At 70.3% G+C, this 24,774-nt stretch carries 27 protein-coding genes and 1 pseudogene; 19 read left to right on the forward strand and 9 right to left on the reverse strand.

The features are described from left to right. Positions 1-4: 4 nt before the first annotated feature. The 3 genes from ACFHWS_RS18955 to ACFHWS_RS18965 form a co-directional block, all read right to left on the reverse strand. Positions 5-982 carry an MFS transporter permease gene (locus tag ACFHWS_RS18955; RefSeq protein ID WP_416568662.1) on the reverse strand — a complete coding sequence of 326 codons (978 nt, stop codon included), beginning with the start codon at positions 980-982 and terminating at the stop codon, positions 5-7. Further along, complete coding sequence (locus tag ACFHWS_RS18960) at positions 979-1,422, reverse strand: hypothetical protein (RefSeq protein ID WP_416555940.1); 444 nt, start codon at positions 1,420-1,422, stop codon at positions 979-981. Before ACFHWS_RS18960 ends, ACFHWS_RS18955 begins: the two co-directional genes overlap by 4 nt. Positions 1,423-1,487: 65 nt before the next feature. Continuing rightward, on the reverse strand, positions 1,488-2,789 hold the full coding sequence (locus ACFHWS_RS18965) for an Hsp70 family protein (RefSeq protein WP_416568663.1): 1,302 nt from the start codon (positions 2,787-2,789) through the stop codon (positions 1,488-1,490). Between the two features lie 75 nt (positions 2,790-2,864). On the opposite strand from ACFHWS_RS18965, the gene ACFHWS_RS18970 reads away from it, so the two are divergent. Next, a complete protein-coding gene (locus ACFHWS_RS18970) occupies positions 2,865-3,665 on the forward strand; it encodes a glycerophosphodiester phosphodiesterase family protein (protein WP_416555942.1) in 801 nt (266 codons plus the stop codon). A gap of 18 nt (positions 3,666-3,683) precedes the next feature. Further along, the gene (locus ACFHWS_RS18975) at positions 3,684-5,114 is read left to right on the forward strand and encodes an MFS transporter (RefSeq protein ID WP_416568664.1); all 1,431 of its coding nucleotides are present in this window, start codon (positions 3,684-3,686) and stop codon (positions 5,112-5,114) included. 32 nt (positions 5,115-5,146) lie between these two features. On the opposite strand, the gene ACFHWS_RS18980 is transcribed toward ACFHWS_RS18975, so the two are convergent. After that, the gene (locus tag ACFHWS_RS18980; protein ID WP_416568665.1) at positions 5,147-5,971 is read right to left on the reverse strand and encodes a poly-gamma-glutamate hydrolase family protein; all 825 of its coding nucleotides are present in this window, start codon (positions 5,969-5,971) and stop codon (positions 5,147-5,149) included. 276 nt (positions 5,972-6,247) lie between these two features. After that, positions 6,248-6,637, reverse strand: coding sequence for a DUF1304 domain-containing protein (locus ACFHWS_RS18985; RefSeq protein ID WP_416568666.1), 390 nt, complete (start codon positions 6,635-6,637; stop codon positions 6,248-6,250). Positions 6,638-6,837: 200 nt separating this feature from the next. Here ACFHWS_RS18985 and ACFHWS_RS18990 point away from each other — a divergent pair, with 200 nt between their 5' ends. The 4 genes from ACFHWS_RS18990 to ACFHWS_RS19005 all read left to right on the forward strand — a co-directional run bounded on the left by ACFHWS_RS18990 (position 6,838) and on the right by ACFHWS_RS19005 (position 11,722). After that, positions 6,838-7,554, forward strand: a complete 717-nt coding sequence (locus ACFHWS_RS18990) for a PP2C family protein-serine/threonine phosphatase (RefSeq protein WP_416568667.1) — start codon at positions 6,838-6,840, stop codon at positions 7,552-7,554. A 423-nt stretch (positions 7,555-7,977) separates the two neighbouring features. Then, on the forward strand, positions 7,978-9,117 hold the full coding sequence (locus ACFHWS_RS18995; RefSeq protein ID WP_416568668.1) for a pentapeptide repeat-containing protein: 1,140 nt from the start codon (positions 7,978-7,980) through the stop codon (positions 9,115-9,117). A 197-nt stretch (positions 9,118-9,314) separates the two neighbouring features. After that, positions 9,315-9,671: a hypothetical protein gene (locus tag ACFHWS_RS19000; RefSeq protein WP_416568669.1), complete on the forward strand. Its 357-nt coding sequence runs from the start codon at positions 9,315-9,317 to the stop codon at positions 9,669-9,671. Next, complete coding sequence (locus ACFHWS_RS19005; protein ID WP_416568670.1) at positions 9,668-11,722, forward strand: tetratricopeptide repeat protein; 2,055 nt, start codon at positions 9,668-9,670, stop codon at positions 11,720-11,722. The genes ACFHWS_RS19000 and ACFHWS_RS19005 overlap by 4 nt, the downstream gene beginning before the upstream one ends. Here the strand turns inward: ACFHWS_RS19005 and ACFHWS_RS19010 are convergent. Next, positions 11,685-11,966: a flavin reductase gene (locus ACFHWS_RS19010; RefSeq protein ID WP_416568671.1), complete on the reverse strand. Its 282-nt coding sequence runs from the start codon at positions 11,964-11,966 to the stop codon at positions 11,685-11,687. The two genes, ACFHWS_RS19005 and ACFHWS_RS19010, sit on opposite strands and share 38 nt — an antisense overlap. Before the next feature lie 456 nt (positions 11,967-12,422). Here ACFHWS_RS19010 and ACFHWS_RS19015 point away from each other — a divergent pair, with 456 nt between their 5' ends. From ACFHWS_RS19015 to ACFHWS_RS19035, 5 genes are all read left to right on the forward strand, one after another. Beyond that, a complete protein-coding gene (locus tag ACFHWS_RS19015) occupies positions 12,423-13,310 on the forward strand; it encodes a helix-turn-helix domain-containing protein (RefSeq protein ID WP_416568672.1) in 888 nt (295 codons plus the stop codon). Further along, a complete protein-coding gene (locus ACFHWS_RS19020; protein WP_416568673.1) occupies positions 13,300-13,482 on the forward strand; it encodes a DUF397 domain-containing protein in 183 nt (60 codons plus the stop codon). Before ACFHWS_RS19015 ends, ACFHWS_RS19020 begins: the two co-directional genes overlap by 11 nt. 137 nt (positions 13,483-13,619) lie before the next feature. Then, entirely contained in the window at positions 13,620-14,165 is a 546-nt protein-coding gene (locus ACFHWS_RS19025; protein WP_416568674.1) for an NUDIX hydrolase, read from the forward strand. A 141-nt stretch (positions 14,166-14,306) separates the two neighbouring features. Beyond that, positions 14,307-15,050 carry a D-Ala-D-Ala carboxypeptidase family metallohydrolase gene (locus ACFHWS_RS19030; protein WP_416568675.1) on the forward strand — a complete coding sequence of 248 codons (744 nt, stop codon included), beginning with the start codon at positions 14,307-14,309 and terminating at the stop codon, positions 15,048-15,050. Between the two features lie 146 nt (positions 15,051-15,196). Further along, positions 15,197-15,895, forward strand: coding sequence for a histidine phosphatase family protein (locus tag ACFHWS_RS19035; RefSeq protein ID WP_416568676.1), 699 nt, complete (start codon positions 15,197-15,199; stop codon positions 15,893-15,895). A 13-nt stretch (positions 15,896-15,908) separates the two neighbouring features. Here the strand turns inward: ACFHWS_RS19035 and ACFHWS_RS19040 are convergent, their stop codons facing one another. Further along, positions 15,909-16,061, reverse strand: a complete 153-nt coding sequence (locus ACFHWS_RS19040; RefSeq protein WP_416568677.1) for a hypothetical protein — start codon at positions 16,059-16,061, stop codon at positions 15,909-15,911. Between the two features lie 50 nt (positions 16,062-16,111). Here ACFHWS_RS19040 and pip point away from each other — a divergent pair, with 50 nt between their 5' ends. From pip to ACFHWS_RS19080, 8 genes are all read left to right on the forward strand, one after another. Then, positions 16,112-17,095 carry a prolyl aminopeptidase gene (pip, locus tag ACFHWS_RS19045; protein WP_416568678.1) on the forward strand — a complete coding sequence of 328 codons (984 nt, stop codon included), beginning with the start codon at positions 16,112-16,114 and terminating at the stop codon, positions 17,093-17,095. A gap of 244 nt (positions 17,096-17,339) precedes the next feature. Next, complete coding sequence (locus ACFHWS_RS19050; RefSeq protein ID WP_416568679.1) at positions 17,340-18,287, forward strand: twin-arginine translocation signal domain-containing protein; 948 nt, start codon at positions 17,340-17,342, stop codon at positions 18,285-18,287. Between the two features lie 408 nt (positions 18,288-18,695). Beyond that, entirely contained in the window at positions 18,696-19,862 is a 1,167-nt protein-coding gene (locus ACFHWS_RS19055; RefSeq protein ID WP_416568680.1) for a glycosyltransferase, read from the forward strand. Then, a complete protein-coding gene (locus tag ACFHWS_RS19060; RefSeq protein ID WP_416568681.1) occupies positions 19,859-21,124 on the forward strand; it encodes an aromatic ring-hydroxylating oxygenase subunit alpha in 1,266 nt (421 codons plus the stop codon). The genes ACFHWS_RS19055 and ACFHWS_RS19060 overlap by 4 nt, the downstream gene beginning before the upstream one ends. A gap of 5 nt (positions 21,125-21,129) precedes the next feature. Beyond that, on the forward strand, positions 21,130-21,642 hold the full coding sequence (locus ACFHWS_RS19065) for an aromatic-ring-hydroxylating dioxygenase subunit beta (protein ID WP_416568682.1): 513 nt from the start codon (positions 21,130-21,132) through the stop codon (positions 21,640-21,642). A gap of 7 nt (positions 21,643-21,649) precedes the next feature. Next, positions 21,650-22,879: an MFS transporter gene (locus ACFHWS_RS19070; protein WP_416568683.1), complete on the forward strand. Its 1,230-nt coding sequence runs from the start codon at positions 21,650-21,652 to the stop codon at positions 22,877-22,879. Positions 22,880-22,883: 4 nt separating this feature from the next. Then, complete coding sequence (locus ACFHWS_RS19075; RefSeq protein ID WP_416568684.1) at positions 22,884-23,276, forward strand: carboxymuconolactone decarboxylase family protein; 393 nt, start codon at positions 22,884-22,886, stop codon at positions 23,274-23,276. Continuing rightward, the gene (locus ACFHWS_RS19080; RefSeq protein WP_416568685.1) at positions 23,266-23,805 is read left to right on the forward strand and encodes a hypothetical protein; all 540 of its coding nucleotides are present in this window, start codon (positions 23,266-23,268) and stop codon (positions 23,803-23,805) included. Before ACFHWS_RS19075 ends, ACFHWS_RS19080 begins: the two co-directional genes overlap by 11 nt. On the opposite strand, the gene ACFHWS_RS19085 is transcribed toward ACFHWS_RS19080, so the two are convergent. Then, complete coding sequence (locus tag ACFHWS_RS19085; protein WP_416568686.1) at positions 23,745-24,404, reverse strand: flavodoxin family protein; 660 nt, start codon at positions 24,402-24,404, stop codon at positions 23,745-23,747. The genes ACFHWS_RS19080 and ACFHWS_RS19085 overlap by 61 nt on opposite strands. 113 nt (positions 24,405-24,517) lie before the next feature. After that, a pseudogene (locus tag ACFHWS_RS19090) lies at positions 24,518-24,774 on the reverse strand (hypothetical protein); the annotation flags it as partial.

Below are 24,774 nucleotides of genomic sequence, written 5' to 3' on the forward strand. Positions count from 1 at the left end.
ACGATCATTGTCCCGCGTCGGCGCCAGCCGGTGCCACCGGATGTGTCCGATCCCGCGCAGCCGGCGCGTCGGGGCCGGCCCGACGCGCCGGGCCGCCACCCGGCCCGCGATCCTGGTCGCCGTCACCGTCCGGGCGGTCCGGGCCGGGTGCCCGGTGGCGGCCGGTCAGCCGCCGCGCCCACACGACCGGCCGGACCTTCTCCAGTGGCAGGAACGCGCCCATCGCCACCAGGTGCGGGGCGAACGAGATGGAGATCGTCGCGAACGACAGCAGATGGAACGAGTAGAAGAAGCCGATCACCGCGTACCGCAGTCGGCCCCGGGTCAGGAAGACCAGCGGGCTGAGCGCCTCGAACACGACGATGCCGATCTGGGCGGCGATCAGCGCGTACGGCACGGCGGCGATCAGGTCGGCGAGCTCCGAGCCGCGGCGCAGGAACGCGCGGGCCAGGACGCTGCCGGTCAACCAACCCCAGCCGCCGAAGCGGATCTTCGCGTACGCGGCGAAGAAGTAGGTGCACACCACGGCGATCTGGATCATCCGCAATGACCAGCCGGCGGCCTGGCTGGGCCGGTCGTCGCCGTGCCGAGCGGCGCCGACGGTGGGCAGCACGGCGAGCGCGAGCAGGAACGCGAACTTGTCGTGGTCGACCTTGCCGTAGCTCATCGCGACGATCAGCCACGCGAAGTAGAACGTGAACACGGACCAGCCGAGTGTCCGCGGGAACCGGCCGGTCGCCGCCAGGGGCGCCAGCAGCAGCAACGACCACCAGATGACGTCGACGACGGCACCGGTCGGTGCCGTCAGGTGCAGGACCCGGGCGAACGCCAGCGGCTCGTACAGTTCGGCCGGCACGTCACCGCGGGTACGCACCCACGACATGTAGACCAGGAGGTCGAACACGATGAACAGGTAGGTGACGGTGCGCAGCGCGGCGACCCGCCCGAGCGGGACGGCGGCGAACAACCAGCGGCTGATCACGGCCGCTCCCATTCGGCGCGGGTCTCGTCGTACCACCGCCCGGTGAGAGAACTGTTGCGGATCTCGTGCAGCCGTACGATGACGGTGACCCGGACGATCAGCGGCGCGTCCGGGTTCATCCGCGCGTAGCTGTCGGCGATCAGCTCGAGTCGCCCCGGGTCGTCGACGTAGGTCGATTCGAGTCCTTCGACCTCGGCGCGGCGTACCCCGGCGTTGCGTTCGTTGAGCACCAGGGTCCGTCCGGTGGCGTCGACGCCTTCGACCCGGGTGTCCGGCGCCGGATCGTTCGGGCCGTTGACGCCGGCGTACATGCTGAACGGTCCGAACGGGAAATGGTCGTCGGTGCCCCACAGTGTGCCTGCGGTCAGCAGGGCGAACACCACGACGGCGGCCGACGCACGGACCAGACGACCAGTCGCCGTCAGGGTGTCGGTCTGCACCGGCGCACTGTACCGGACCGGCCGGGTTGGTCGGGGCCGCGCGGGCGGGGTGTCGGTCTGTCCGGTCAGTCCGACAGCAGCAGCACGACCACGACCACGGCGGCGATGCCGACCATGGTGGCCAGTGCGGCCACCAGGACCGGGCCGTGTTCGTCGTACCAGGGGCGGCCCGGCGCGGCAGACACCGGATACGGCGACATCGGCGCCAGGTGCGGTGAGACCGGCGTCGGTAGCGGCGCCGGTGACATCGGGGTCGGGTGTGGCGGCACCGGCGCCGGTGGACGCGGGCCGGGCAGGCCGGTGCGGGCGGCGGCACCGAGGCGCAGCGCGCCGTCGGCGACGACGGTCTCCGGCTGCTCCAGTGTGGTCGGTGCCACCCCCAGTTCGGTGTGGATCAGCTGTGCGGCGAGCGGGATCCGGCTGGAACCGCCGACCAGGAACACACCGACCAGGTCGGCCGGGGCCAGACCGGCGGCGGCGACCGTCTGCGCCAGACACGTCACGGTCCGGGCCAGGTGGTCGCGGATCAGCGACTCCAGTTCGTCACGGGTGACGTGGGCGGCGATGTCCAGCGCCGGCAGGTGCACGTCGGCGCTGACCGTACGGGACAGTGTCTCCTTCGCGCCGCGGACGTCGTCGTAGAGCAGGGCGCGGGCCCGCCGCGACCCGGTGTCGGCCGGCGCGACCAGACCGTTCCACACGGTGGTCCGGCTGGGTGAGTAGACGCCGCCGAGATGCTCGACCAGCGCCTGGTCGAAGTCGAGTCCGCCGAGCTCGGCCAGGCCCTGCTCGGCGAGCACGTCGAACCCGGTGGCGGTGCGCCGGACCACGGCGGCGTCGAAGGTGCCGCCGCCCAGGTCGTAGACGGCCAACGCCCGGCCGGGCGGTACCGCCGCGCCCAGCGCCGACGTGTAGTAGGAGGCGGCGGCGACCGGTTCGGCGATCAGCGTCGGCCGGGGCAGCCCGGCGGCGTACGCGGCCTGGACGAGGATCATCCGCCGCCGCTCCCCCCACCGCACCGGGTGGGTCAGCCGGACCTCGTCAACGCCGCCGAGTTGGCGGCGGGCCTCGGCGGCGACGTGCCGCAGCAGGGCGGCGACCAGCTGCGGTACCGGAACGTCGGCGTCGCCGAGCAGCACCGTGCCGTCGTCGACGCGGCGTTTCGGGTTGGGTTCGAACCCGGACGGGTCGATGCGGGCGCGGCGGTGCGCGTCCGCGCCGACGAGCAGCTGCCCGTCAGCGTCGCGGTACACCGCCGACGGCAGCAACGCGGTGCCGTCGAACAGCAGTGGCCGTACCCGGCCGTCGCCGCCGCGTACCACCGCCACCGTGTTCGAGGTGCCGAAGTCGATGCCGAGTGCCCGCATGGGGGCACCCTACTGCCGGCGGCGCGCAACCTGCCGTACGCCCGCAGGTTGCCGGCGGCGGGCATACTGCGTTGCGTGTCGCACCGGTTCGCGTACCTGGACTCGCCGGCTCCGATCGCGTTCGCGCACCGGGGCGGCGCGGCCCGCGGTGACGAGAACACCGCCGAGGCGTTCGGCCGCGCCGTCGGGCTCGGCTACCGGTACGTGGAGACCGACGTGCACGGCACCGCCGATCAGGTGGCGGTGGTGTTCCACGATCCGACGTTGGACCGGGTGACCGGCGACAAGGGCAGCATCGCGCGGCTGCGCTGGGCGGACCTGGCCACGGTGCGGGTCGGTGGGGCGTCGGTGGTGCCGCGGCTCGACGACGTGCTCGACAGCTGGCCGCAGGTGCGGTTCAACGTCGACGTGAAGGCCGACGGCGGGGTGGAGCCGACATTGGCGGCGGTCGACCGGTGCGCCGCCGCTGACCGGGTGCTGCTGGCGTCGTTCTCCGACCGGCGGCTGCACCGGCTGCGGACGTCGACCGGCGGCCGGGTCGCGACGTCGCTGGGCATGCGGGCGATGACCCGGCTGCGGGTCGGGTCGTTGACCGGCCGGCGACTGCGGCTGCCGCCGTCGGTGGTGGCCGCGCAGGTGCCGGTGCGGTTCAACCGGGTGCGGGTGGTCGACGCCCGGTTCGTGGCGTACTGCCACCGGCTGGGGTTGCAGGTGCATGTCTGGACGATCGACGAACCCGCCCAGATGCACGAGTTACTGGACCTCGGGGTGGATGGCATCATGACCGATCACGTCGAGGTGTTGCGTGACGTGTATCTCGCCCGCGGCCACTGGCCGCCCGACCGGCGGGTCGACGTGGACCACGCCGCCCACTGACCGACAGCGAAGGATCCGATGGCCGACCCCACCGAGCCACCCAGCGGCCCGCCCACCGGGCCGGCGCCCGTACCGCCGCCGTCGGCGTCGCCCGGCGCCGCACCGTCGAGCACCCGGCGGGAACGCACCGGCTGGTACTTCTACGACTGGGCGATGTCGGCGTTCTCCACCACCGTGATCACCGTGTTCCTGGGGCCGTTCCTGACCACGGTCACCAAGCAGGCCGCCGGCTGCGCGGCCGACGCCGACGAGTGCACCGGGTCGGTGTATCCGCTGGGTATCGAGGTGGCGCCGGGGGCGTACTTCCCGTACCTGGTGTCGCTGTCGGTGGCGTTGACGGTGCTGGTGCTGCCGGTGATGGGCGCGCTGGCCGACCGGTCGATGCACAAGAAGCGGCTGCTGGCGGTGTCGGCGTTCGTCGGCGCCGGGGCGACCGTCGCGATGGTGTTCGTCACCGGGGACCGCTACCTGCTCGGCGGTGGGCTGTTCGTCCTGGCCAACATCGCGTTCGGCGCCAGCGTGGTGGTGTACAACTCGTTCCTGCCGCAGCTGGGCGGCCCCGACGACCGGGACCGGATCTCCAGCCGGGGCTGGGCGCTCGGCTACCTCGGTGGTGGGCTGCTGCTGGCCGTCAACCTGGTGGTGGTGCAGTCGTTCAGCGTCGACGGTGACGCGCAGCGCACCCTGGACCTGGCCCGCTGGTCGATCGTGTCGGCCGGGGTGTGGTGGGCGGTGTTCACCCTGGTGCCGCTGGCGTGGCTGCGGGAGCATCCGGCGGTCGATGCCCGGCCGGGCGGTAACGTGCTCACCGACGGGTTCAAGCAGTTGGGCCGTACGGTGCGCGGGCTGAAGGCGTACCCGTTGACGTTGTTCTTCCTGCTGGCGTTCCTGGTCTACAACGACGGCATCCAGACGGTGATCGCGTTGGCCAGCCAGTACGGCACCGAGGAGCTGCGGCTGGGCCAGTCGACGCTGATCGTGACGATCCTGCTGGTGCAGTTCCTGGCGTTCGGTGGGGCGCTGCTGCTCGGGGCGGTGGCGCAGCGTATCGGCGCGTGGAAGACGGTGCTGGGCAGCCTGGTGCTGTGGACCGGGGTGATCGTGGCGGCGTTCCGGCTGCCAGCCGAGGCGCCGGCGCAGTTCATGGCGCTCGGCGCGGCGATCGGGCTGGTGCTCGGCGGCTCTCAGGCGTTGAGCCGGTCACTGTTCAGCCAGCTGATCCCGGCCGGTAAGGAAGGCGAGTACTACGGCTTCTACGAGATCAGCGACAAGGGCACCAGCTGGCTGGGGCCGTTGGCGTTCGGGCTGGTGTTCCAGCTGACGAACTCGTACCGGGTGGGTCTGGTCTCGTTGTTGATCTTCTTTGTGGTCGGGTTCGTGCTGCTGCTGGCGGTGCCGATGCGCCGGGCGATCGTCGCCGCCGGCAACACCCCGCCCCGGGTGCTGTGACCCGGGAGCGGGGCGGGGTGCCGCGGTGAGCGTCACAGGATCGGCTGCGTCGCCTCGATCTGCGTGATGGCGGTGCGGGTGGCCGCCACGAAGTCCCAGAACAGGGTGTTGGTGGTGGTCTTGCGCTGGGAGCGGGTGTTGGTGCCGAACATCGCCGCCCGCAGCGGCGTGGTCAGCTCCAGCTGGGCGCCCATGCCGAGCAGCGTCCGGTTGACGATGTTGTCGGTGGCGGTGCCGGCGATCGCCGGGATGCCGGTGGCGTCGAACGCGGTGATCCCGGCCGTGGTGTAGGCGGTGATCAGCGCGGCCCGCAACGCCGCGTTGCGGCCGCCGACGGCGACGGCCTGCGCGTTCGACGGAAGCCCGGCGGTGCCCGGGGTGCAGCCGTGCAGGGTGACGACGTTCAGCGCGCCGGCCGCCACCGACAACGCCGGGACGTCGTCGCAGTGGCTGGCGGTGACGTGCAGTTCGCTGTTGCCGGACGAGCGGATGCCTTCGAACATCCAGTAGTCGTACGTCGGGCCGGCCGGCGGGGTCGCCGCCAGGTCCGCCGGGTGGTAGCCGGCGATCGCCAGGCACAGCTCCGAGGTGCCGCCTTCGATGCCGCCGCCGTGCGGGGCGATGATCGCGGTACGCGGAAACGGCGTCGCGGTGGCGTCGGAGTTGTCGAGCAGCGGATGCCGGCGGTAGCGGCGGGCGTAGTCGACCCCTTCGGCCAGGTTCGGGTCCGAGTACAGGTCGGTGTTCGAGGTGTAGATGTCGGCGGCGGCCGCCGGGGTGGCCGGCAGCGTCGCCAGGGGTCCGGCGACCGCCGCGGTGGCGAGCAGGCCGAGGACCGTACGTCTGCTGGTGTTCACGAGGTGTCTCCTGCGGTGTGGTTGCGGTTCGCCCTCCGGTGTCGGGCGAGGCACACCGTGTCACGGCCGCCGGCAGCACCGCGAACCATTTGCCGACCGGGTTTCCGTCCGCGCAGGCCCTGTCCGGCTGAAAAATGCAGCGGTACGGTGCCATGTGCGCCGAAGAATCGTCGGATCTGTGACACATCTGGTGTTCGTGACCCGACATCGACGGCAGGCCACCAGTCACCGACTGGCCTGCCGTGCGGAGTGGTTCAGACGGCGAGCCGGGTCCGGTCAGCCGGTGAGCCCGACCGCCAGGGCGACCACGCCCAGCAGTGGCGGCAACCCCTGGATGAGCGCGGCGCGTGCCATCGCGGGCCGCGAGATCAGCAGCACCGCGCCGGCCGCCACCATCGTGCCGGCGCCGGTGAACACCAGGGTCGCGCCGATGGCGGTCGCCCCGGCCGCGACCACGACGATGCCGGCGACGACCGCGACCGCCAGGAACAGGTTGTAGAAGCCCTGGTTGAACGCCAACGTCCGGGTGGTCAGGGCGTCCTGCTCGCTGCGGATGCCGAACACCGCACGGGTACGCGGCGCGGTCCACACCACCGACTCCAGGTAGAAGATGTAGCCGTGGATAAGCGCCGCTACACCAGCGAGGACCAGACCTGCGACAACCACGGTGTCCCCGCTCCCACGAGTCGTGTACCGACCGGACGCAATCTATCGGACATGCCGACGGCCGGCACACCCGCCGCCGCTGCGAGACCGTCGCCGGGCTGATCGGGCACCTGATCACCGCTACCCGGCCGAAAGGCGACCATCTGCGGCTGGTCGGCCGGTCCCGGTCGGCGACCGTCGCCGGGGAACTGCTGTCGCAGGTGCTGCCGCCGCTGACCGCCGCCACGCAGCGGATCACCGTCAGCGCCGTCCTCGAACCCTGCTACGACGTCGGCGGCGACGGCTTCGACTACGCCATCGACGGCGACCACGCCTTCCTGGCGATCTTCGACGCGGTCGGGCACAGCCTGAAAGCCGGCCTGGCCTGCACGACGGTGATCGCCGCCGTCCGGTCGGCCCGCCGCTGCGGGCACGATCTGGTCACCCAGGGCCGCACCGCCGACGCGTCGCTGACCGACCAGTTCACCGACGCCCGGTTCGTCACCGCGTTCCTCGCCGACCTGGACCTGGAGACCGGTCTGCTGCGGTATGTCAACGCCGGGCACCCGAGGCCGCTGCTGCTGCGCGGCGGGAAAATGGTCCGGGAGCTGCGCGCCGGCCGGCGACTGCCGCTGGGCATCCCCGACACCGCCGCCCGCGTCGGCGAGGAGATCCTCGAACCCGGCGACCAGCTGCTGCTGTTCACCGACGGGGTGCCGGAGGCCGGGGTGCGCACCGGTGAGCCGTTCGGTCTGCCCCGCCTGGTCGACTTCGCCGAACGGCAGGCCGCGACCGGGCTGCCGGCACCCGAGGCGGTACGCCGACTCGCGCGCGCCGTCGCGGAGCACCGGGGCGGCGCACCTGACGACGACGCCACCCTGCTGCTGGCCGAATGGTCCCGCACCGCCGCCGTCCGCGTCCTGCCCACCCCGCTGTGACACCTCCGCCGTAAGGCATCCGACACCGCGCCGGTCCGACCCTTCTGGCGGTACGGATCTACTGTGGTTGCCCGGCGGCGGATGGCTTTCGGCGGACGGTGGGACACACAGGTGATCAAGCACTGGAAGGCGGCGACGCCGGCAGTAGCGGGTATGGCGGCCCTGCTCGCAGCCGCCGTCCTGCTGCTCCCGGGTCGGCTGTGGCCGACGCTGGGCCGGCTGGTCGTCGGCCACTGGCTGGTGCTGCTGCTCGCCGTGGCCGGCGTGACCGGGCTGGCAGTCGGTTGGGTGCTGTGGCGGCGGTCGCGGCTGACGGGCGAATCGTCGGCGGCACCCGTACCGCCGCAGCGGCCACTGCGTCCACTGTCTGGCTGGCTCCTCGTAATCGGTTTCCTGGTCGTCGCCGGCATCACCTGGGCGGCGGTGTGGGTGCTGCAGTCCACCGTCCCGGCCGGTGTCGGCACGCCGCTGGAGGCGGCGCAGCTGCGGGTCGAGACGATCCGCACCGGCCTTTCGGTCGGCGCGGGAGCCGGTGCCGCCGCCGCACTGCTGCTGGCGTTACGCCGCCAGCAGGTCACTGAACGGACCCAGCAGGCCACCGAGTACGACGCGGGCGAGAAACGGGTCACCGAGCTGTACGTCAAGGCCGCCGAACAGCTCGGCTCCGACAAGGCACCGGTACGCCTGGCCGGCCTCTACGCCCTGGAACGCCTCGCCCAGGACAACCCGGTGCACCGGCAGAGCATCGTCGAGGTGATCTGCGCCTACCTGCGCATGCCGTACACCCCGCCGACCGAGGAGCAGTCAGATCGGAGCAGTGCCGAGCCCGACGCGGCGGAGGCCACGGACACCGCCGAGACGCCGAATCAGCCGACGCGACCTGACCCCCGCGAGGAACGCCAGGTACGGCTGGCCGCACAGCGCATCCTCGCCCGCCACTTGAGACCGAAGACGGCGGACCGCAAGCTGAGCCCGACCTACTGGAACGGAGTTGCCATCGATCTGACCGAGGCCACCATCCTCGACGCCGACTTCAGCAACTGCCACCTGAACGACGCACACTTCGGCCGGACCCAGTTCATCGGCACCGCCAGGTTCAACCATGCGACGTTCACCGGTGACGCCCAGTTCGGCTGGGCGACCTTCACCGATAGTGCCGATTTCGACAGTGCAACCTTTTCCGGCGCCGCCAGGTTTGGTGGCGCGACGTTCGCCGGCCTTGCAATTTTCAGCAAGGTGAGGTTCATACACGATGCTGAACTCGACGGCGCGACGTTTGCGGACGACACCTTGTTTGACAGCGTGACGTTTGACGGCGATGCCGGGTTCGATGGGGCCGCTTTCACCAGTGATGCCATGTTCCACAACGCGACCTTCATTCGTATTGCCTGGTTCGACGAGGCGACGTTTGAGGGTGAGGCAGACTTCAAAGGTGCCTGTGTCGGAGGCGGCAATCGTGACGACGACGTGTGGCCGGCGGGGTGGCAGGTCGATCTGGATAAACGGCGGGTGGTGCGCGTACCGGTGGACGTGAAGCCAGGAACGGACGCGGAGCCGGAGTGACGGTGGCTGCCGTCACTCCTTGGGCGGTTCGGCGCGCACCCCTGTAGCGGATCCGACAGCGCGGCGGTCTGGCCCGGTGGCGGTACGGGTCTGCTGTGGTTGCCACCTCGGACGGACGGAGTGGCGGGCATGGTGGACATCGACCCGGTCGCGGCGGCGGCAGCAACCGCGTTGATCCAGGCGATCGCGACGGACGCGTGGGAGAAGGCCGCGACGGGGCGGTCGCGCTGTGGCGGCGGGTACGCCCGCAGCAGGCCGACGCCGTCGCCGCCGAGTTGGCCGAAGTACGCGAGGAGGTCCTGACCGCTCGCCGCGACGGTGACACCGACGCCGAACAGGGCCTGGTAGACGACTGGCAACGCAAACTGCAGCGGCTGATCCGCCAGGATCCGGCGTTCGCCGCCGAGCTGCGTCGCCTGCTCGACGACACCCTCACTCCCCTGCTGCCGCCCGCCGACCAGCAGCAGGTCGGCAGCATCACGATGACCGCCAACGCCAAAGACAACGCCCGCGTCTACCAGGCCGCCCGCGACCAGCACATCAACGAGAAGTGACCAACCCGGACATCCACCTGCACGGCGAGGCCAGCGGCCACGGGCAGGTGTTCCAGGCCGCCGGTGACCAGCACATCACCATCTACGAGCAGCGGCCGGCGTACCGGGTGGAGCGGTGGCAGCCGCAGCGGCCACCGGACCCGCGTGCGTTGGTCGACCAGCCGAGCATGTTGCTCGCCGCCAACAATCAGGTGGTGCCGTTCACCGCCCTGCGCGACGCCGACCGCGCCGAGTTGGCCGCCTGGCGCGACGACCCGGCGCGCGGGGTCGCTGTGCGGCTGCTGCACGGGCCGGGCGGGCAGGGCAAGACCCGGCTCGCGGCCCAGTTCGGCGCGGACAGCATCGCCGCCGGCTGGGCGGTCGCGGTCGCCCGGCACCGCAGCCAACTCGCCGCCGACGACCCGCCCGAGGCCACCGAGGCAACCGGGCGTGGCTTGCTGGTGATCATCGACTATGCCGAACGCTGGCCCGCCGAAGACCTGCGGGACATGTTCAAGGACCGGCTGCTGCGCCAGGGTGTGCCGACCCGGCTTCTGCTGCTCGCCCGACCCGAGTCGACGTTGTGGCCGTACCAGCATGACCTGGCCACGCTCGGGTACGCGGCCGACGTCACCGCGCTGACCCCGGCCGCCGACAGACCCGCGAACCGGCAGCGGATCTTCACCGAAGCAGCCGACCGGTTCGCCTACGCGTACGGCATCGACGGCGGCTCGATCCATCCGCCGGCCGATCTGGCCACCGGGGAGGCGTACCGGCAGATCCTGGTGATCCACATGGCGGCGCTGGTCGCGGTCGACGCCGCCGCGCGCCAGCGGACCGCACCGACCGGCGATCGGGACCTGTCGGCCTATCTGCTGCGCCGCGAGGTCGACCACTGGCACAAGCTGTACGAACAGCGCGCCGGCTTCGTCACGATCTCGCAGCTGCTGAGCCGTACGGTCTGCACCGCGACGTTGACCCGGCCGCTCGACTACGACGACGGCCTGGCCGCGTTGACGACGGCAGGAGTGTGCGCGCCGGACGCTGCCGACCAGATGCTGGCCGACCATGCCGTCTGCTACCCGCCGACCGAGCCGGACAAGGTGCTGGAGCCGTTGTATCCCGACCGGCTCGGCGAGGACTTCATCGCGCTGCGGCTGCCCGGTCACGGGGTGGCTGGCTCCCCGGCCGATCCGTGGTCCGGCCGGGCGATCACCCGGCTGATCACCGGCACTGAATCGGATAGCGCCGGCCAGCCGCCCTGGTCGGCAGCGGCGTTGACGGTGCTGGTCGAGGCCGCGATCCGCTGGCCGCACGTCGCGTCCCGGCTGCTCTCCCCGCTGTTGCGTCAGCGCCCCGAGTTGGCGGTCGCCGCTGGCGGCACCATCCTGGCCCGGATAGCCGACGTCGACACGCTCGACATCAGCGCGCTCGAGGCGATTGAGCCGCATCTGCCGCAGGAACTGCACGTCGGCTTGGCCGTCGCCAAAGCAGCTATCACCAGACGCCTCACAACGCACCGGCTCGCTACCGCCGATGAGCCGACTACGGCACGTCTACTCGGATCGCTCGGGAATCGGCTGTCGGAGGCGGGCCGGCGCGACGAAGCGTTGACCGCCACCACCGAAGCCGCCGACGTCTACCGCCGGCTCGCCCAGGCCAACCCCGCCGCCTACGAACCCGACCTCGCCATGTCGCTGAACAACCTCGGCGTGATGCTGTCGGACCTGGGGCGGCAGGATGAGGCCATGACCGCCACCGCCGAAGCCGTCACGATCCGCCGCCGGCTCGCCCAGGTCAAACCCGCCGCCTACGAACCCGACCTCGCCATGTCGCTCTGGACCGAAGCCTGGGTACGGACAGCCCACCAGTACGAGCTGCCCGAGGCGTTGAAGGCCGCAACTGAGTCGGTCGGGCGCTACGAGAAGCTGTTCCAGCAAATTCCGATGGCGTACGCACGTGAGCTTTCCGGGGCGCTGGAGACGTTGGCGGACGTACTCGACGGGCTCGGTCGGGGCGAGGAGGCGGCTGCTGTCAGGGCTCGCCGGGACGCGTTGACAGACGGGCAATAGCTTCGGTTTCGGCGATCTGGTCGGGCCAGCGGAGGAACCGGCGGTACAGGTCGGGCGGGCTGAGCTGCTCGGCGTCGCATTCCAGCAGGTCGTCGATCGCCTCGTACATCAGGGTGGCGAGGTAGACGCACATCCCGATCCGGTCGTTGGCCCAGTCGGCGGTGATCTCGATCTTCGCGGGTTCGCACGGCCATTCCGTACCGCACTCGCGGCAATTCCAGTGGGGGCGGGACGCGATGTGCATCAGTGTGCCCCGTTCACTCGGGCGCGCTGTCCGCGCGTCAACAGGCCGGCGACCCACACGTACTCGGTGGGGTGGTTCCATCGGGGGCCGCGATCCCACTGCGGCGACTGGTTCGACGGCCGATCCGTAGGCTTCGGACGTGGTGCCGGCGCGTTCCGCAGGTACGGGGCGATGGTCGACGACAGGTATCTGTCGGAGCATGGCCAACGTATTCCGCAGCGGCAGTACCGGCCGAGTCGCCGCCAGTTGCGGGCGTGTCGTGGCTCGAACCGTACCGCGCCGTCGCGTGTGGACCTCAACCGCATTTGTCAACCCTTCTCACAACACATTTCCCATGATCACTGAACTCTTCCTTCACATCATGCTTATTCGCCATCTGGCTCAGCGCAATCTCGCACCGGTAGGTTCGGACCTAACATCCACCCGCCATTACGCGACACGAGAGGACGGGGTTTCGTGGACGACGCCGGCAGCACTGTCCCCCGCAGGCAACTGGGTCGATATCTGAGAGAGCTTCGCGAAGACGCTCATGTCACAGTCGCCGCAGCGGCCAAGGCACTCGAATGGTCACCGCCGCGCATCTGGCGCTACGAGGGCGGCCAGGTGCCGATCCACCCGAACGACGCCGAGGCGATGTGCCGGCTCTACGGCGCACCCGCAGAAACGATCAAGACGATGCGCGACCTGGCCCGCGAGACCAAGTCACGCGGCTGGTACCACAGCTACGACCACGCCATCAAAGAATGGTTCAAGCTGTACGTCGGCCTCGAAGCCGCCGCTTCGACGATCCGTCAGTACGAGCCGAACGTCATCCCCGGCCTGCTCCAGTCCCTGGAGTACATGACCGAGATCATCACCACCGGAAACCCCGACCTCAAGCCGTCCGACCAGCAGGCAAAGATCGAGGTCCGGTCCAAGCGACAGAAGCTCCTCGCCCGCGTCGTCCCGCAGGCCCCCGACCTTGACGTGGTGATCGGTGAAGCGGCGCTACGCCGCCCACTCAAAGACCGAGCTGCGATGGCGCGCCAACTGCGGCACCTCGCCGCCGTCGCCACCCAACGGCACAACGTCACCGTCCGGGTCCTAACCTTTGCCGCCGGACTGCCCAACAGGCCAGAGGTCGGACCGTTCTCCATCCTGACCTTCCCCAAGGTCAGTGTCCGCCCACCCGAGCCGACCACCGTCTACTCAGACGGCCCCTGTGGTGCTATCTACCTCGACAAAACAGCCGAGATCGACACCTACGAGGGCATCTGGTCGTCGCTCAAGCAACAGTGCCTCACCCCGCTAGAATCGACCGAATTCATCACCCGGATCGCCAAGGAGTACGACGATGAAGGCTGACGGCGTCTGGCGTAAGTCGACCCGGTCGGGTGCCGACGGCAACTGTGTCGAGGTGGCTGGCCACCCGTACCGCGTCGCAGTCCGCGACAGCAAGGACCAGACCGGCCCGGTCCTCACCTTCGACGCCGCCGCCTGGCAGCACTTCGTCGACACGGTGAAGACCCCACACTGACCCGCACCACTCCCGACTAACGACGAAGCCCTGGTCCGCCGGCTGTCACTCAGCGGCGGACCAGGGCTTCGCGCCGCTCAGACCAAGCAGCCCGCGAGCCCTGGCTGGCCCACTTCAACCCTCCGGGGGGCACACCGATGATCGACGCCGACCACATCGCCGCGACCGTCACCGCTTATCTGGACCGCCACCCCGACGAGGTCGGCCGGCTCGCCCCGCTGACAGCCGCCCTGCGCGAGCCCGGCGACCTGACCTCCCGCGCGACCTTCACCGGGCACGTCACCTGCTCGGCGGTCGTCCTCGACGCGGACCGGCGGGTGCTGCACATCCGCCACAACGTGCTCAACACCTGGCTGCGCCCCGGCGGACACCTTGAACCCGACGACACAACCCTGGTCGGGGCCGCGCTGCGCGAGGTCGCCGAGGAAACCGGCATCAGCACCACGGCGCTGACCCTGCTCGACGAGACGCCGATCGACATCGATGTCCATCCGATCCCGGCCAACCCGGCCAAGGGCGAACCCGACCACCAGCACTTCGACGTGTGCTACGCCTTCAACACCATCGCCCGGGACGTGACGTTGCAGGCCGAGGAGGTTCACGACTTCGCTTGGCTGCCCGCCACCGAGATCACCCCCGCCGTTCTGGCCGAGAGGGTCGCCGCAGTCGCCGCGACGACGTGAACGGCCCCCAGAGACGCCGGTCGCAGCCAAGGCGCAGTCGCCACATCGCGGCTGACAGAGAGTAGTGAGTCTTGACCATCGGGTGATCGGCCGGAATGATCTACCCATGCCGGCCGATCGTCATTTGTCGATGGGAAGACCATGAGGACTGTTATCCGCCGGCTCGGCCGGATGCTCGCTGCCTGCGCCCTCGTCGCCGCCACCGCCCTAACGGGCGTTGTCGTAACAGGTGGCGCGGCCCACGCAGACGGCTGCTACACGTGGGGGCGCACCCTCTCCCAAGGCATGTCCGGCAACGACGTCAAGCAGCTGCAGATCCGCGTCTCGGGCTACCCGGGCTACGGCGCGGTGCTCGCCCTCGACGGGGCGTACGGCCCCGCCACCCGGTCAGCGGTGATCCGCTTCCAGCAGGCGTACGGACTCGCCGCCGACGGCGTCGCCGGCCCGCAGACCTTCAACAAGATCTACGCGCTCCAGGACAACGACTGCACTCCGGCCAACTTCAGCTACGCCGAGATGAACAACTGCAACAGCAGCTGGTCCGGTGGCGCGGTGTCCGCCAGCACCGCCAAGTTCAACGCCCTCGTGTCAATGTGGAAACTGCAGGCCATGCGGCGTGCACTCGGCAACGTACCGCTCTATGTCAGCAGCGGCTTCCGCAGCTACTCCTGCAACAGCGCGGTCGGCGGCGCCTCCAACAGCCGGCACCTGTACGGCGACGGCGTCGACCTGGTCGGCTCGCCCTCGTTCTGTCGGATCGCCCAGCAGGCCCGCTACCACGGCTTCAGCAACATCCTCGGCCCCGGCTACCCGGGCCACAGTGACCACACCCACCTGGGCGCCACCGCAGGCCGGTCTTGGTCCGCGTCGAGGTGCGGCATCTGAGGGTCGCTACCCGCACGGACCGGGGACTCTCCGCGCGACCGGGAACTGCTCCCGCCCTGACCGCCGGTGACCCGATCACCGGCGGTCAGGGCCGGCCGCCCAATGCCGGGGCCGCGAATCATGCGCCAACCGGACACAATGAACAGATGGACACCGTCGCGCAGTTGACCATCGTCCGCCACGGGCAGAGCACGGCGAACGCGGCCTTCGCCGACGCCCACGCCCGAGGTGTGGCCGACCACGGCCTCACCGGCCGCGACGCCGACATCGAGCTGACCGCACTCGGCTGGCAGCAGGCCACCCACCTCGGTCGCTGGCTCGCCACCCGACCCGCCGACCAGCGGCCCGACGTGGTCGTCTGCTCCCCGTACCTGCGGGCCCGTCAGACCTGGACCCGGGTGGCCGGCACCGCCGCCGCGCTCGGCGCGCCGTGCCCGGAGGCGGTCATCGACGCGCGGCTGTGCGACCGGCTGATGGGCGACCTCGAACTGCTCACCCCGCTGATGATCACCCAGCGGTTCCCGGCCGAAGCCGCCCGGCTCGCCGCCGACGGACCGTACGCCTACCGCCCGCCGGGCGGTGAGACGTTCGACGACGTCGTCGCGCGCGTCAAGGCCGTCTTGGCCGGCCTGGACCGCGACCACGCCGGCCGGCGCGTCCTGGTCGTCGCCCACGACGCGGTGGTCATCGCGGCCCGGCACGTTCTCGAAGGTCTGCCGTTCACCGAACTCGACGCGATCATCGCGACCACGCCGGTCGCCAACGCGTCGATCACCCGCTACGCCGACACCGGCGACGGCCTCGAACTGGTCGAGTTCGCCACCACCGCCCACCTGCCGCCGTGACTTCTACTGCCGCTCAGGCCGACGGACGGCGCACCCGATAGCGCAGGTGAAGGACCCGGTTGCCCGGAATCGTCACGTCAGGGTACGGCGGCGTACCCTCCAGGTAGTAGAGGTCGTCGATCAGCCCGTCCAGCGGCGGTTGCGGCACTCTGGACACGTACTCCATGCCCACAGCATCGCCGACGCCCCCGCCGGCCCCTGAAGAGGAGTACGCGAATGACTGAGCCGTACGACACCGGGATGCTCGACGTCGGCGACGGCAACCGGGTCTACTGGGAGGTCTGCGGCAACCCCGACGGCGTACCCGTCGTCGTGCTGCACGGCGGGCCGGGCAGCGGATGCACGCCCCGGCACCGCCGGGCGCTCGACCCCGACCGGTTCCGGCTCGTCCTGCTCGACCAGCGCAACTGCGGACGCAGCACCCCGTCGGCGGCCGACCCGGCCACCGACCTGAGCGCCAACACCACCGCCCACCTCGTCGCCGACATCGAACGGCTGCGCACGCATCTCGGCGTCGACCGCTGGGTCGTGTACGGCGGCTCCTGGGGTGCGACGCTCGCCCTGGCGTACGCGACGAACCACCCCGAACGGGTACGCGGCATGGTCCTCGTCGCGGTCACCATGACCCGCCGCTGCGAGGTCGACTGGCTGTACCGGGGCGCCGGCCGGTTCTTTCCCGAAGCGTGGCAGCGGTTCATCGCCCACGCCGGCCTGCCCGGCTACGTGTTGCCGACCGACAGCGAGCCGCCGATCGAGCCGGTGCTGCTGCGCTACGGCCAGCTGCTCGCCGACCCCGACCCGGCGGTACGCCAGCGGGCCGCCGACGAGTGGTGCGCCTGGGAGGACGCGCTGATCTCCGAGGAGCGCAACGGCAACCCGGGCGCGTACTCCGACCGGGAGCTGCGGCAGCGGCTCACGATGACCCGGATCTGCGCGCACTACTTCGGCAACGGCGCGTTCCTCGCCGACGGCGAGATCCTGCGCAACGTGCCGAGGCTGGCCGGGATCCCGGGGGTGCTGATCCACGGGCGTACCGACGTCAGCGGGCCGGCGATCACCCCGTGGGAGATCGCGCAGGCCTGGCCGGACGCGCGGCTGCACGTCATCGGCGACGCCGGCCACACCGGCACCGCCACGATGCGCCGTGTCCTGGCCGACGCCGCCGACACGATGGCCCGTCTGGCAGGGGCAGCTCAGTGAGTGACGTTTCGGACTCGGTCCCGCCACAGCACGTCACCGTCGGCGAGGATCGACCTGGAAGCGACCGAAGATCGAAATTCCCTGGCGGGCCACGATGTGCGCCACTCTTCGAGTCTGAGTGATCACTATACGTAGATAAGACTCTTCCCGCCTGCATCGACGTTCTCTAATATCTGACCCACTGGTGCCACCGGACGGCACCGTCCGGTCTGCCCCCGAGAGGCCAGGGCGACCAAATCGGAAGATGGGTGAGCAAATGAGCGAATCGTACGGGCAGCGGCCATTGAGTCGACGTGACGTGGTGCGAGGTGCGGCGGTCGGCGGGGTCGCCGCCGCAGCGGCAGTCGGCAGCACCTTCCTCCCGGAATCCCCGGCGGCGGCGGCCCCGCCGGTCAAGCCGATGCCCGCGCCCCCCGCGCAACCGGTGGCGGCGACGGCACCGACCACCGGGCTACTCGGTCTTGGCAGTTGGCTGGGCACGGCTTTGAAGGTCGCGAACGTCGCCGCGCAGGTGCTGCCCACCGTGCTCAGCCCGCAGCAAGGCAACGCGATCCCGTCGCCTTTCTACCTCGGAGACCTCAAGTTTGAATGGAGCAGCATCGATGGTGGCAACCTCTTCGAGTTGTACGTCACGAACAACACCGACAACGACATCGGGTTGTCCTACTCGGTCACCCGAAGCGGCCAAGACGCCAGCCTGTCTCTTCATCAGCCGGTCAGGGCCCATTATTCATACAAATGTCAGGCCGAAATGAGCACCTTCGCCAACGGACAGGTCGCTGCGGCGCCTACGCCGCTGGTTACCCTCTCCAACGCCGTCGACGGCCGCAAATTGTGGGCCGTCGCCAGATCGGTGGGCATAGGGGTCGGCGTCAACCTGCTGAGCGGCATGGTAGGGACGTTCGTCAAGGATTTGAGCAGTCACGGATTCAACTTCACGCTCGAGACGAACAACTCGGGAACTCCGGTTAGCGTGGAGGTCGCGGCGACCGACAAGAACGGCAACACCGTCAACGCCAAGCAAACGTCTTCGGGTCCGACGGCCGCCCCCGACTCGACGATTACCATCCCGCTTCCACCCGGGGTGGATCTCGACCCCGCAGTCGCGGACATGCAGCTGGTAGTCGAGCTCGAGGAGTCGGACTACCAACGGCTCGTCGCCGATTGGCTCGACCGACTGATCGCCATCTGACGATCCGGTGCGGGTGCACCTGACTTGCCGGATGTGGGGTATCTCCGCCAGGTTCCAGCAGAGTCGGGTGCACCTTTCTGGCGCGCGGCGGCGTCGGACTGCGCATCTTTGCGGGTCTCCCTGGTTGGCCGGCCGTCCGCCAGATGCGGCCACGTCCGGATTTGTGGGGATAGCCAGGGTTCGGCCGCGCGAATGAGGATTTGACGGATCCGGGTACGCCCTGGGCGCGCTTGTTGCCGACGTCCGGTTGTGAGGTGTTGACATCGATCGCGCACCCCGGCAGTCTTTGCCGCAACTACCTGAGGGCCATCGATGTGTCCCTCGGGGACGGTGCCAATGCGTTGTGCCTCAGGACATCCGGAACCCGGGGTCGATCCGGCCGTCTGCTCTCTACGGATCGGAGATCTGATGCGTGTCGCCCTGCTCACCACCACCCAGCATGGCCACCTGAACCCGCACATTCCGGTGGTCAACGCGCTTCAGGCAGCCGGCTGTGACGTCGCGCTGCTGCTGTTGTCGGCCGACGGTGGTGTGCTCGACGAGCAGCGCGGTCAGGCCCTGGGTAAGGCGGAGGTGCACGCGGTCGGGCAGGTCGAGATGGCACCGTGGAGCGACGAACCGGCGAAAATCGGCCCGATGCTGCAGTCGTCGCCGGTCGCCGGGCAGACAGCCGACGTGCTGCGCGCGACGGCACCGAATTTCGTGCTCGTCGATTCGCTGCCGGTCACCGCGTCGGCCATGGTCGGCGCACATGCGTCCGGCGTGCCGTACGGGATGATCTGGGCAAATCTGGGTGGCGTATGTCCAGCCGAACATCGGCGCGGTCGCTGGCTGTACGACGAACAGGTCGGCAACTATCTGACCAGGCACGGGGTGATGTGGTCGACGCGTACCCATTCGGCGCGTTCGCCGATTCTCAATCTGATGCCGACGATTCCCGCCCTGGTCGGGGACGACGCGGTCACCGACGACGGGGTGCAGCTGGTCGGGCTGCCCGGTGCGGCGGGGGCCCGCGGCGACGAGGTCACCTTCCCCGGCCTGGACCGGATCGACCCCGACCGGCCGCTGGTGTACGTCTCCTTCGGAACGATCTTCTACCGGCGGCCGGACCTGCTGCGTACGGTGATCACCGGGGCGGCGGCGACCGGTGCGCAGGTGATCGCGTCGGTCGGGGACCTCGCCGCGGAGCTGGCGCTGCCCGACGACGTGCTCACCGCCCCGTACCTGCCGCAACGTGAGGTGCTCGCCCGCGCCGACGTGTTCATCACCCACGGCGGCTACAACTCGGTCGCCGAGTCGATCCGGGCGCAGACCCCGATGCTGGTGATCCCGCTGGCCGTCGATCAGCCCATCCAGGCGTCCTTCGTCGGCAGCGCCGGCTTCGGAACAGCGCTGGAACCGGCCGGCGTCACCCGGCAGGCGGTCGACGACGCCGTCACCGATCTGCTCGACCCCGCCCGGGACTACCGGGCCCGGCTGCGCGCCGCGCAGCCGCAGTGCGGCGACTCCGCCGCACGCACCGCCGACCTGGTCGTCGACACCGTCGAAACGCTGCGGGGCGAGGGCGAACGGTGACGATCGAACTGCAACGTCCGGTGGGCGCCCCGATCGTGGTCGACGACCCCGACCGTCACTCGTTCCGGGTGGATCGCCGCGCCTACACCGACGACGACCTGGCCGCACAGGAGATGACCAGGATCTTCGACCGCTGCTGGCTGTACGTCGGGCACGAGTCGGAGATACCCGCGCCGGACTCCTATGTGGCGCGTGACGTCGGCGGACGGCCGGTGGTGCTGGCGCGCGGCTCCGACGGGGTGCTCCGGGTTTTCGCGAACAGCTGCCCGCACCGTGGGGCGCTGGTCTGTTCGCAGCCGGCCGGGCAGGCCCGGTCCTTCCGCTGCCCGTACCACGACTGGACGTTCTCCAACCAGGGCGACCTGGTCGGCGTGCCGATCCCGGACGGGTACGGGCCCGGTTTCCGCAAGGCGGACTTCGGCCTGGCGCGGCACCGCAGCGACAGCTACCGGGGTTTCGTGTTCGTCACCTTCGACCCGGAGCAGCCGCGCACCCTGACCGAGTACCTGGCGGGTGCCACGGAGTACCTCGACCTGATCGACGACCAGTCGGAGGTCGGGATGGAGGTGATCCAGGGTGCGCAGCTGCACGGCGCCCGGGCCAACTGGAAGCTGATGATGGAGAACAGCGTCGACATCTACCACTTCCGCGCCCTGCACAAGCGGTACGTCAGCTACATGGAGTCGCTGGGGTCGGTGCCACCGCGACGCCGGGGCGGCTTCGGTCGCGCCCTCGGGCTGGGGCACGGCGCCAACGAGCTGCCACCGGCGGCGGCCCGCCCGCTCGCCTACTGGACGCCGATGTTCGGCGCCGAGGTGCGGCCCCGGATCGAGGCGACGGCCGCCCGGTTCGTCGAACGGTTCGGTGCGCAACGCGCCGAACGGATCACCGGCACCAACCGCGCGGTGCTGATCTTCCCCAACCTGATGATCATCGACGCGATCGCGATCACCATCCGCAAGATCGACCCGGTCGGCGCGGACCAGATGGCGATCACCTCGGTCGCCCTGGCCCCCCGAGACGAGGACCCCGACATCCGGGAACTGCGCAAGAGCCACTACCTGACGTTCCTCGGCCCCGCCGGCTTCGCCACCCCCGATGACATCGAGATCATCGAGTCGTGCCAGCGGGGATACCTCAACCGCGCGGTCCGCTACTCGGACCTGTCACGCGGCATGAACAAGGCGGTCCCGGAGACCACCGACGAGCTTCCCGCCCGCGAGTTCTGGCGGCAGTGGGACCGGCTGATGCAAGGGACGTGACCAGGATGATCACCGAGCTGACGGCCGACGACACGGCCCAGGTGCGGCTGTGGCACCGGGTGAGCCAGTTCCTCTTCCGGGAGGCGCGGCTGCTCGACGAGTGGCGACTACGCGAGTGGTACGCCGAGATGCTGACCGACGACATCCGCTACTCGGTGCCGGCCACCGACGTGCGCGGCGAGCCGGCCGACGCGCTCGGGCTCATCGACGACGACGCCGCCCGGCTGCGCCAGCGCATCGAACAGCTGCTCAACGGCGAGGTGTGGTGCGAGAACCCCCGGTCGCGGACCAACCGGATGATCAGCAACGTGGAGATCCTGGCCGACCGGGGCACCCACCTGGACGTGGCGGCGAACGTCGTCGTGCACCGGTTCGGGCACGGGCGCACCGACGCGTACGTCGGAAAGTACCGGTTCGAGCTCGTCGTCGACGGCGAGACGTTCCGGGTCCGCCGCCGGCTCGTCGTGCTCGACCACGAGACGCTGTACGAGCACGGCAAGCTCAGCATCATCCTGTGACCTGCCAGTGACGGCGGCCGCCCCGGGCAGCGCCCCACCCGTCGCCGCCTTCGGGCCGCCGGGTCTGCCCCGCGAGGTGTACGTCCTCAGCGTCGTCGGTGGCTGCGTCATGCTGGGCCTGGGACTGGTGCTGCCGGTCCTGCCGGTGTACGCGGCGACGTTCGGCGCCGGACCCACCCAGATCGGCGTACTCGTCGCCCTGTTCGCGTTGCTGCGGCTGGCCACCAGCCCGTTCTGCGGCCGGCTCGCGGCCCGGTTCGGGGAACGGCGGATCCTGGTCGCCGGCCTGCTGCTGTGCGCGGTCTCCTCGGCCCTGGCGGCGTTCGCCGGATCGTACGGGCAGCTGCTCGTGTTCCGCGGCCTCGGCGGCGTCGGCTCGGTGCTGTTCTCGGTGTCCGCGCTGGCGACACTGCTGGCGGTCGCCCCCGCCGACCAGCGGGGCCGGGCCAGCGCCGTGTTCGAGGCCGGCTTCCTGCTCGGCGGCATCTGCGGGCCCGCGCTCGGCGGGCTCCTCGCGCTCATCGCCCTGTCCGCGCCGTTCCTGGTGTACGCCGCACTGCTGCTGGCCGCCACGGTGCTGACCCTGGCGGTACTGCGGACCGACGCGCGCCACGGCACGGAACCGGGTCGTGGCGCACTCCGGCTGCCGGTCCTGCTGCGGGACCGGCGCTACCTGGTGGCCTGTACGGCGGCACTGGCCCAGGGCTGGGTCCTGTTCGGACTACGCAGCGCGCTGGTGCCCACGGTGGTCGTCGCGTGGGGACACGACGTGGCCTGGGTCGGGTGGGCGTTCACCATCTCCGCCGTCGTCCAGGCGTTGCTGATCGTCCCGGCCGGCCAGGTCGTCGACCGGGCCGGCCGGCGCCCCGCCATGATCGCCGGCACCGGGGTGGCCGCGACGGCGATCACCGCCCTGGTGTTCGTGGACACCTACCCCTGGCTCGTCGTCGGACTCTGCGGGTACGCGGCGGGATCAGCGCTGCTCAACGCCGCGCCGGCCGCGCTGATCGGGGACGTCGTCGCCGGCCGGGCCGGCAGCGGCGTCGCCGTCTTCTCGATGTGCACCGACGTCGGCGCCGTCGTCGGCCCGGTCGTCGTCGGGCTCGTCGCCGAGCAGGCGGGCGCTGCGGCCGCCTTCGGCAGCGGCGCCGCGCTGCTGGTCGTCGCCTTCGCGGCGGCGTGGACGTTGACCACGGTTCGACCGACGACTGCTGTCCCACCGACCCGAAGGAGTTGATCACATGGACCGGCCGGCTGCCCGACGTGACCGGGGCGAGGCCATGTTCCAGCAGGTCTTCGGCCGCGACCCGCGCCCCGGTTCCTACCCGGAGTTCCTGCAGCTCACCGTCGACCACCTGTTCGGTGAGATCTGGACCCGCCCGCACCTGAGCGTCGAGGAACGTGAACTGGTCGCGTTGAGCGCGGTGACATTGGCACGCACCGACTGGGAGCTGCGCGGCCACATCGGCGCCGCCCTGCACCTCGGGATGTCACGGGAGAAGATCATCGAAGTCATCATCCAGCTGGCCTACTACGGCGGCTGGCCGGTCGCCAACAACGGGCTGCGGGTCGCCCAGGAGGTCTTCGCCGAACTGGACGCCGCCGCCGGCAGGGACACCGACGATGACCGGTGAACCCTCTCCCCTCGACCCGGCCGAGAAGGTCGACCTGTGGCGGCAGAGGTTCTTCGAAGCCCAGGCCGCCGCTGAGGAGTTCATCCTGGCCGAGCACGGCGAAGAAGGCCTGACCGCGTGGATCCAGGCGAACTCGCGCATCACCGCCGACCTGCTGCGGGCGCAACGGCCGGCCGGGGTGTCCGCCACCGACCACTTCATGACCCGGCTGCAACGTCAACTGCTGCTGTACGACTCGGCGGTGACCCGCGAGCCACAACCCTCGGGCACCGTCCTGCGCAACGCCGACTGCGGGATCCTCCGCTACCGCAGACGGGCCGCCCGCGCCGGCGTCGTGCTGACGTTCTCGTCGCCGTGCCCGTACTGTCAGGAACTCAACACGGCGATCGCCGCCCGCTACGTGGAACCGGACGTCACGGTGTCGTGCGACCAGGCCGGCGACGGGTGCACCTGGCGCGCGGAGTCCACTCACCCGCCGGAAGGCGACGACGCGGCCGGGTCACCGCAGCGGGGCCGGACCGACGGTTGAACCACCGGCAACGCCGTCCGCGCGTCCGTCGGTGACCGGCTGACGTCGAGCGTCATGCCGAGCTGCCGGCCCACCGCCACACACAGGTCGACCGCGGCGGTACGGGTCAGGTCCTGATGCTCGCCCTGGGTGACGCACGCCGACGCCACGTTCCTGTTCCGTAGCCGCAGGTACCACGGGAACAACGAGCCCAGCGCGGGCTCGGTCAGCATCGTGCGCGAATGCACGATCGTCCCCACCAGCAGATTGCCGAACGGGCGCTGCCCGGCGTTCATGAAACTCTTCAACCGCTCCTGGAAGATCTTCAACACCGCCGGTACGTTGCCCGCGTACACGGGCATGGCGAGCAGCATCGCCTGCGCGCCCTCGGCCAGGTCGACAACATGCGCGAATTCGTCGTCGAGTGTGCACCGACCCACCTCGGGGTCCAGGCAGGTGTCCTCGCCCTCGCACATCGCGATGCGATGGTCGATCAACCGGATCCGCTCGATCTGCGCGTCGCCGACCTCCCGGACGACACCGGTGATCGCCGCCTCGAGCAACGCGTCGGTCAGCGACGGCAGACGCTTCTGTGTGCAGGACAACGCGATGATCTTCACCCGAGGGGCCTCCCCTGTCCGCTCAGCGCCACGCGTGGACCGGCCACCTGACCATGCGTACGTGGCCGCTCACCGAGGCAGCCCCAACCTACCGGGCCGCCCGCCCGCGTGGGTCAGGGCGCAAACCTCGGCCAGGTGGAGAAGCAGTGGCGAATCTCGTTGACCTGTGTCGCGGTCAGCCCATAGATCTCGCGGAAGACGGCGTCGTCCATCCGGTCCAGCCGCTGCATGGCATCGGTGAAGTCCTCCTCGGTCAGACCAGAATCCGCCTGCCGGGCGAGCTCGGTCAGCCGATTTCTGGAGTAGCGGGCTAGGGCGTGTATCAAAGTCGGCCGTGGGCGGGTGACGACTTTCGGCGTGTCGCTGCCCG

It is taken from the genome of Micromonospora sp. LOL_013 (assembly GCF_048060315.1).
Classification (GTDB): domain Bacteria; phylum Actinomycetota; class Actinomycetes; order Mycobacteriales; family Micromonosporaceae; genus Micromonospora_E.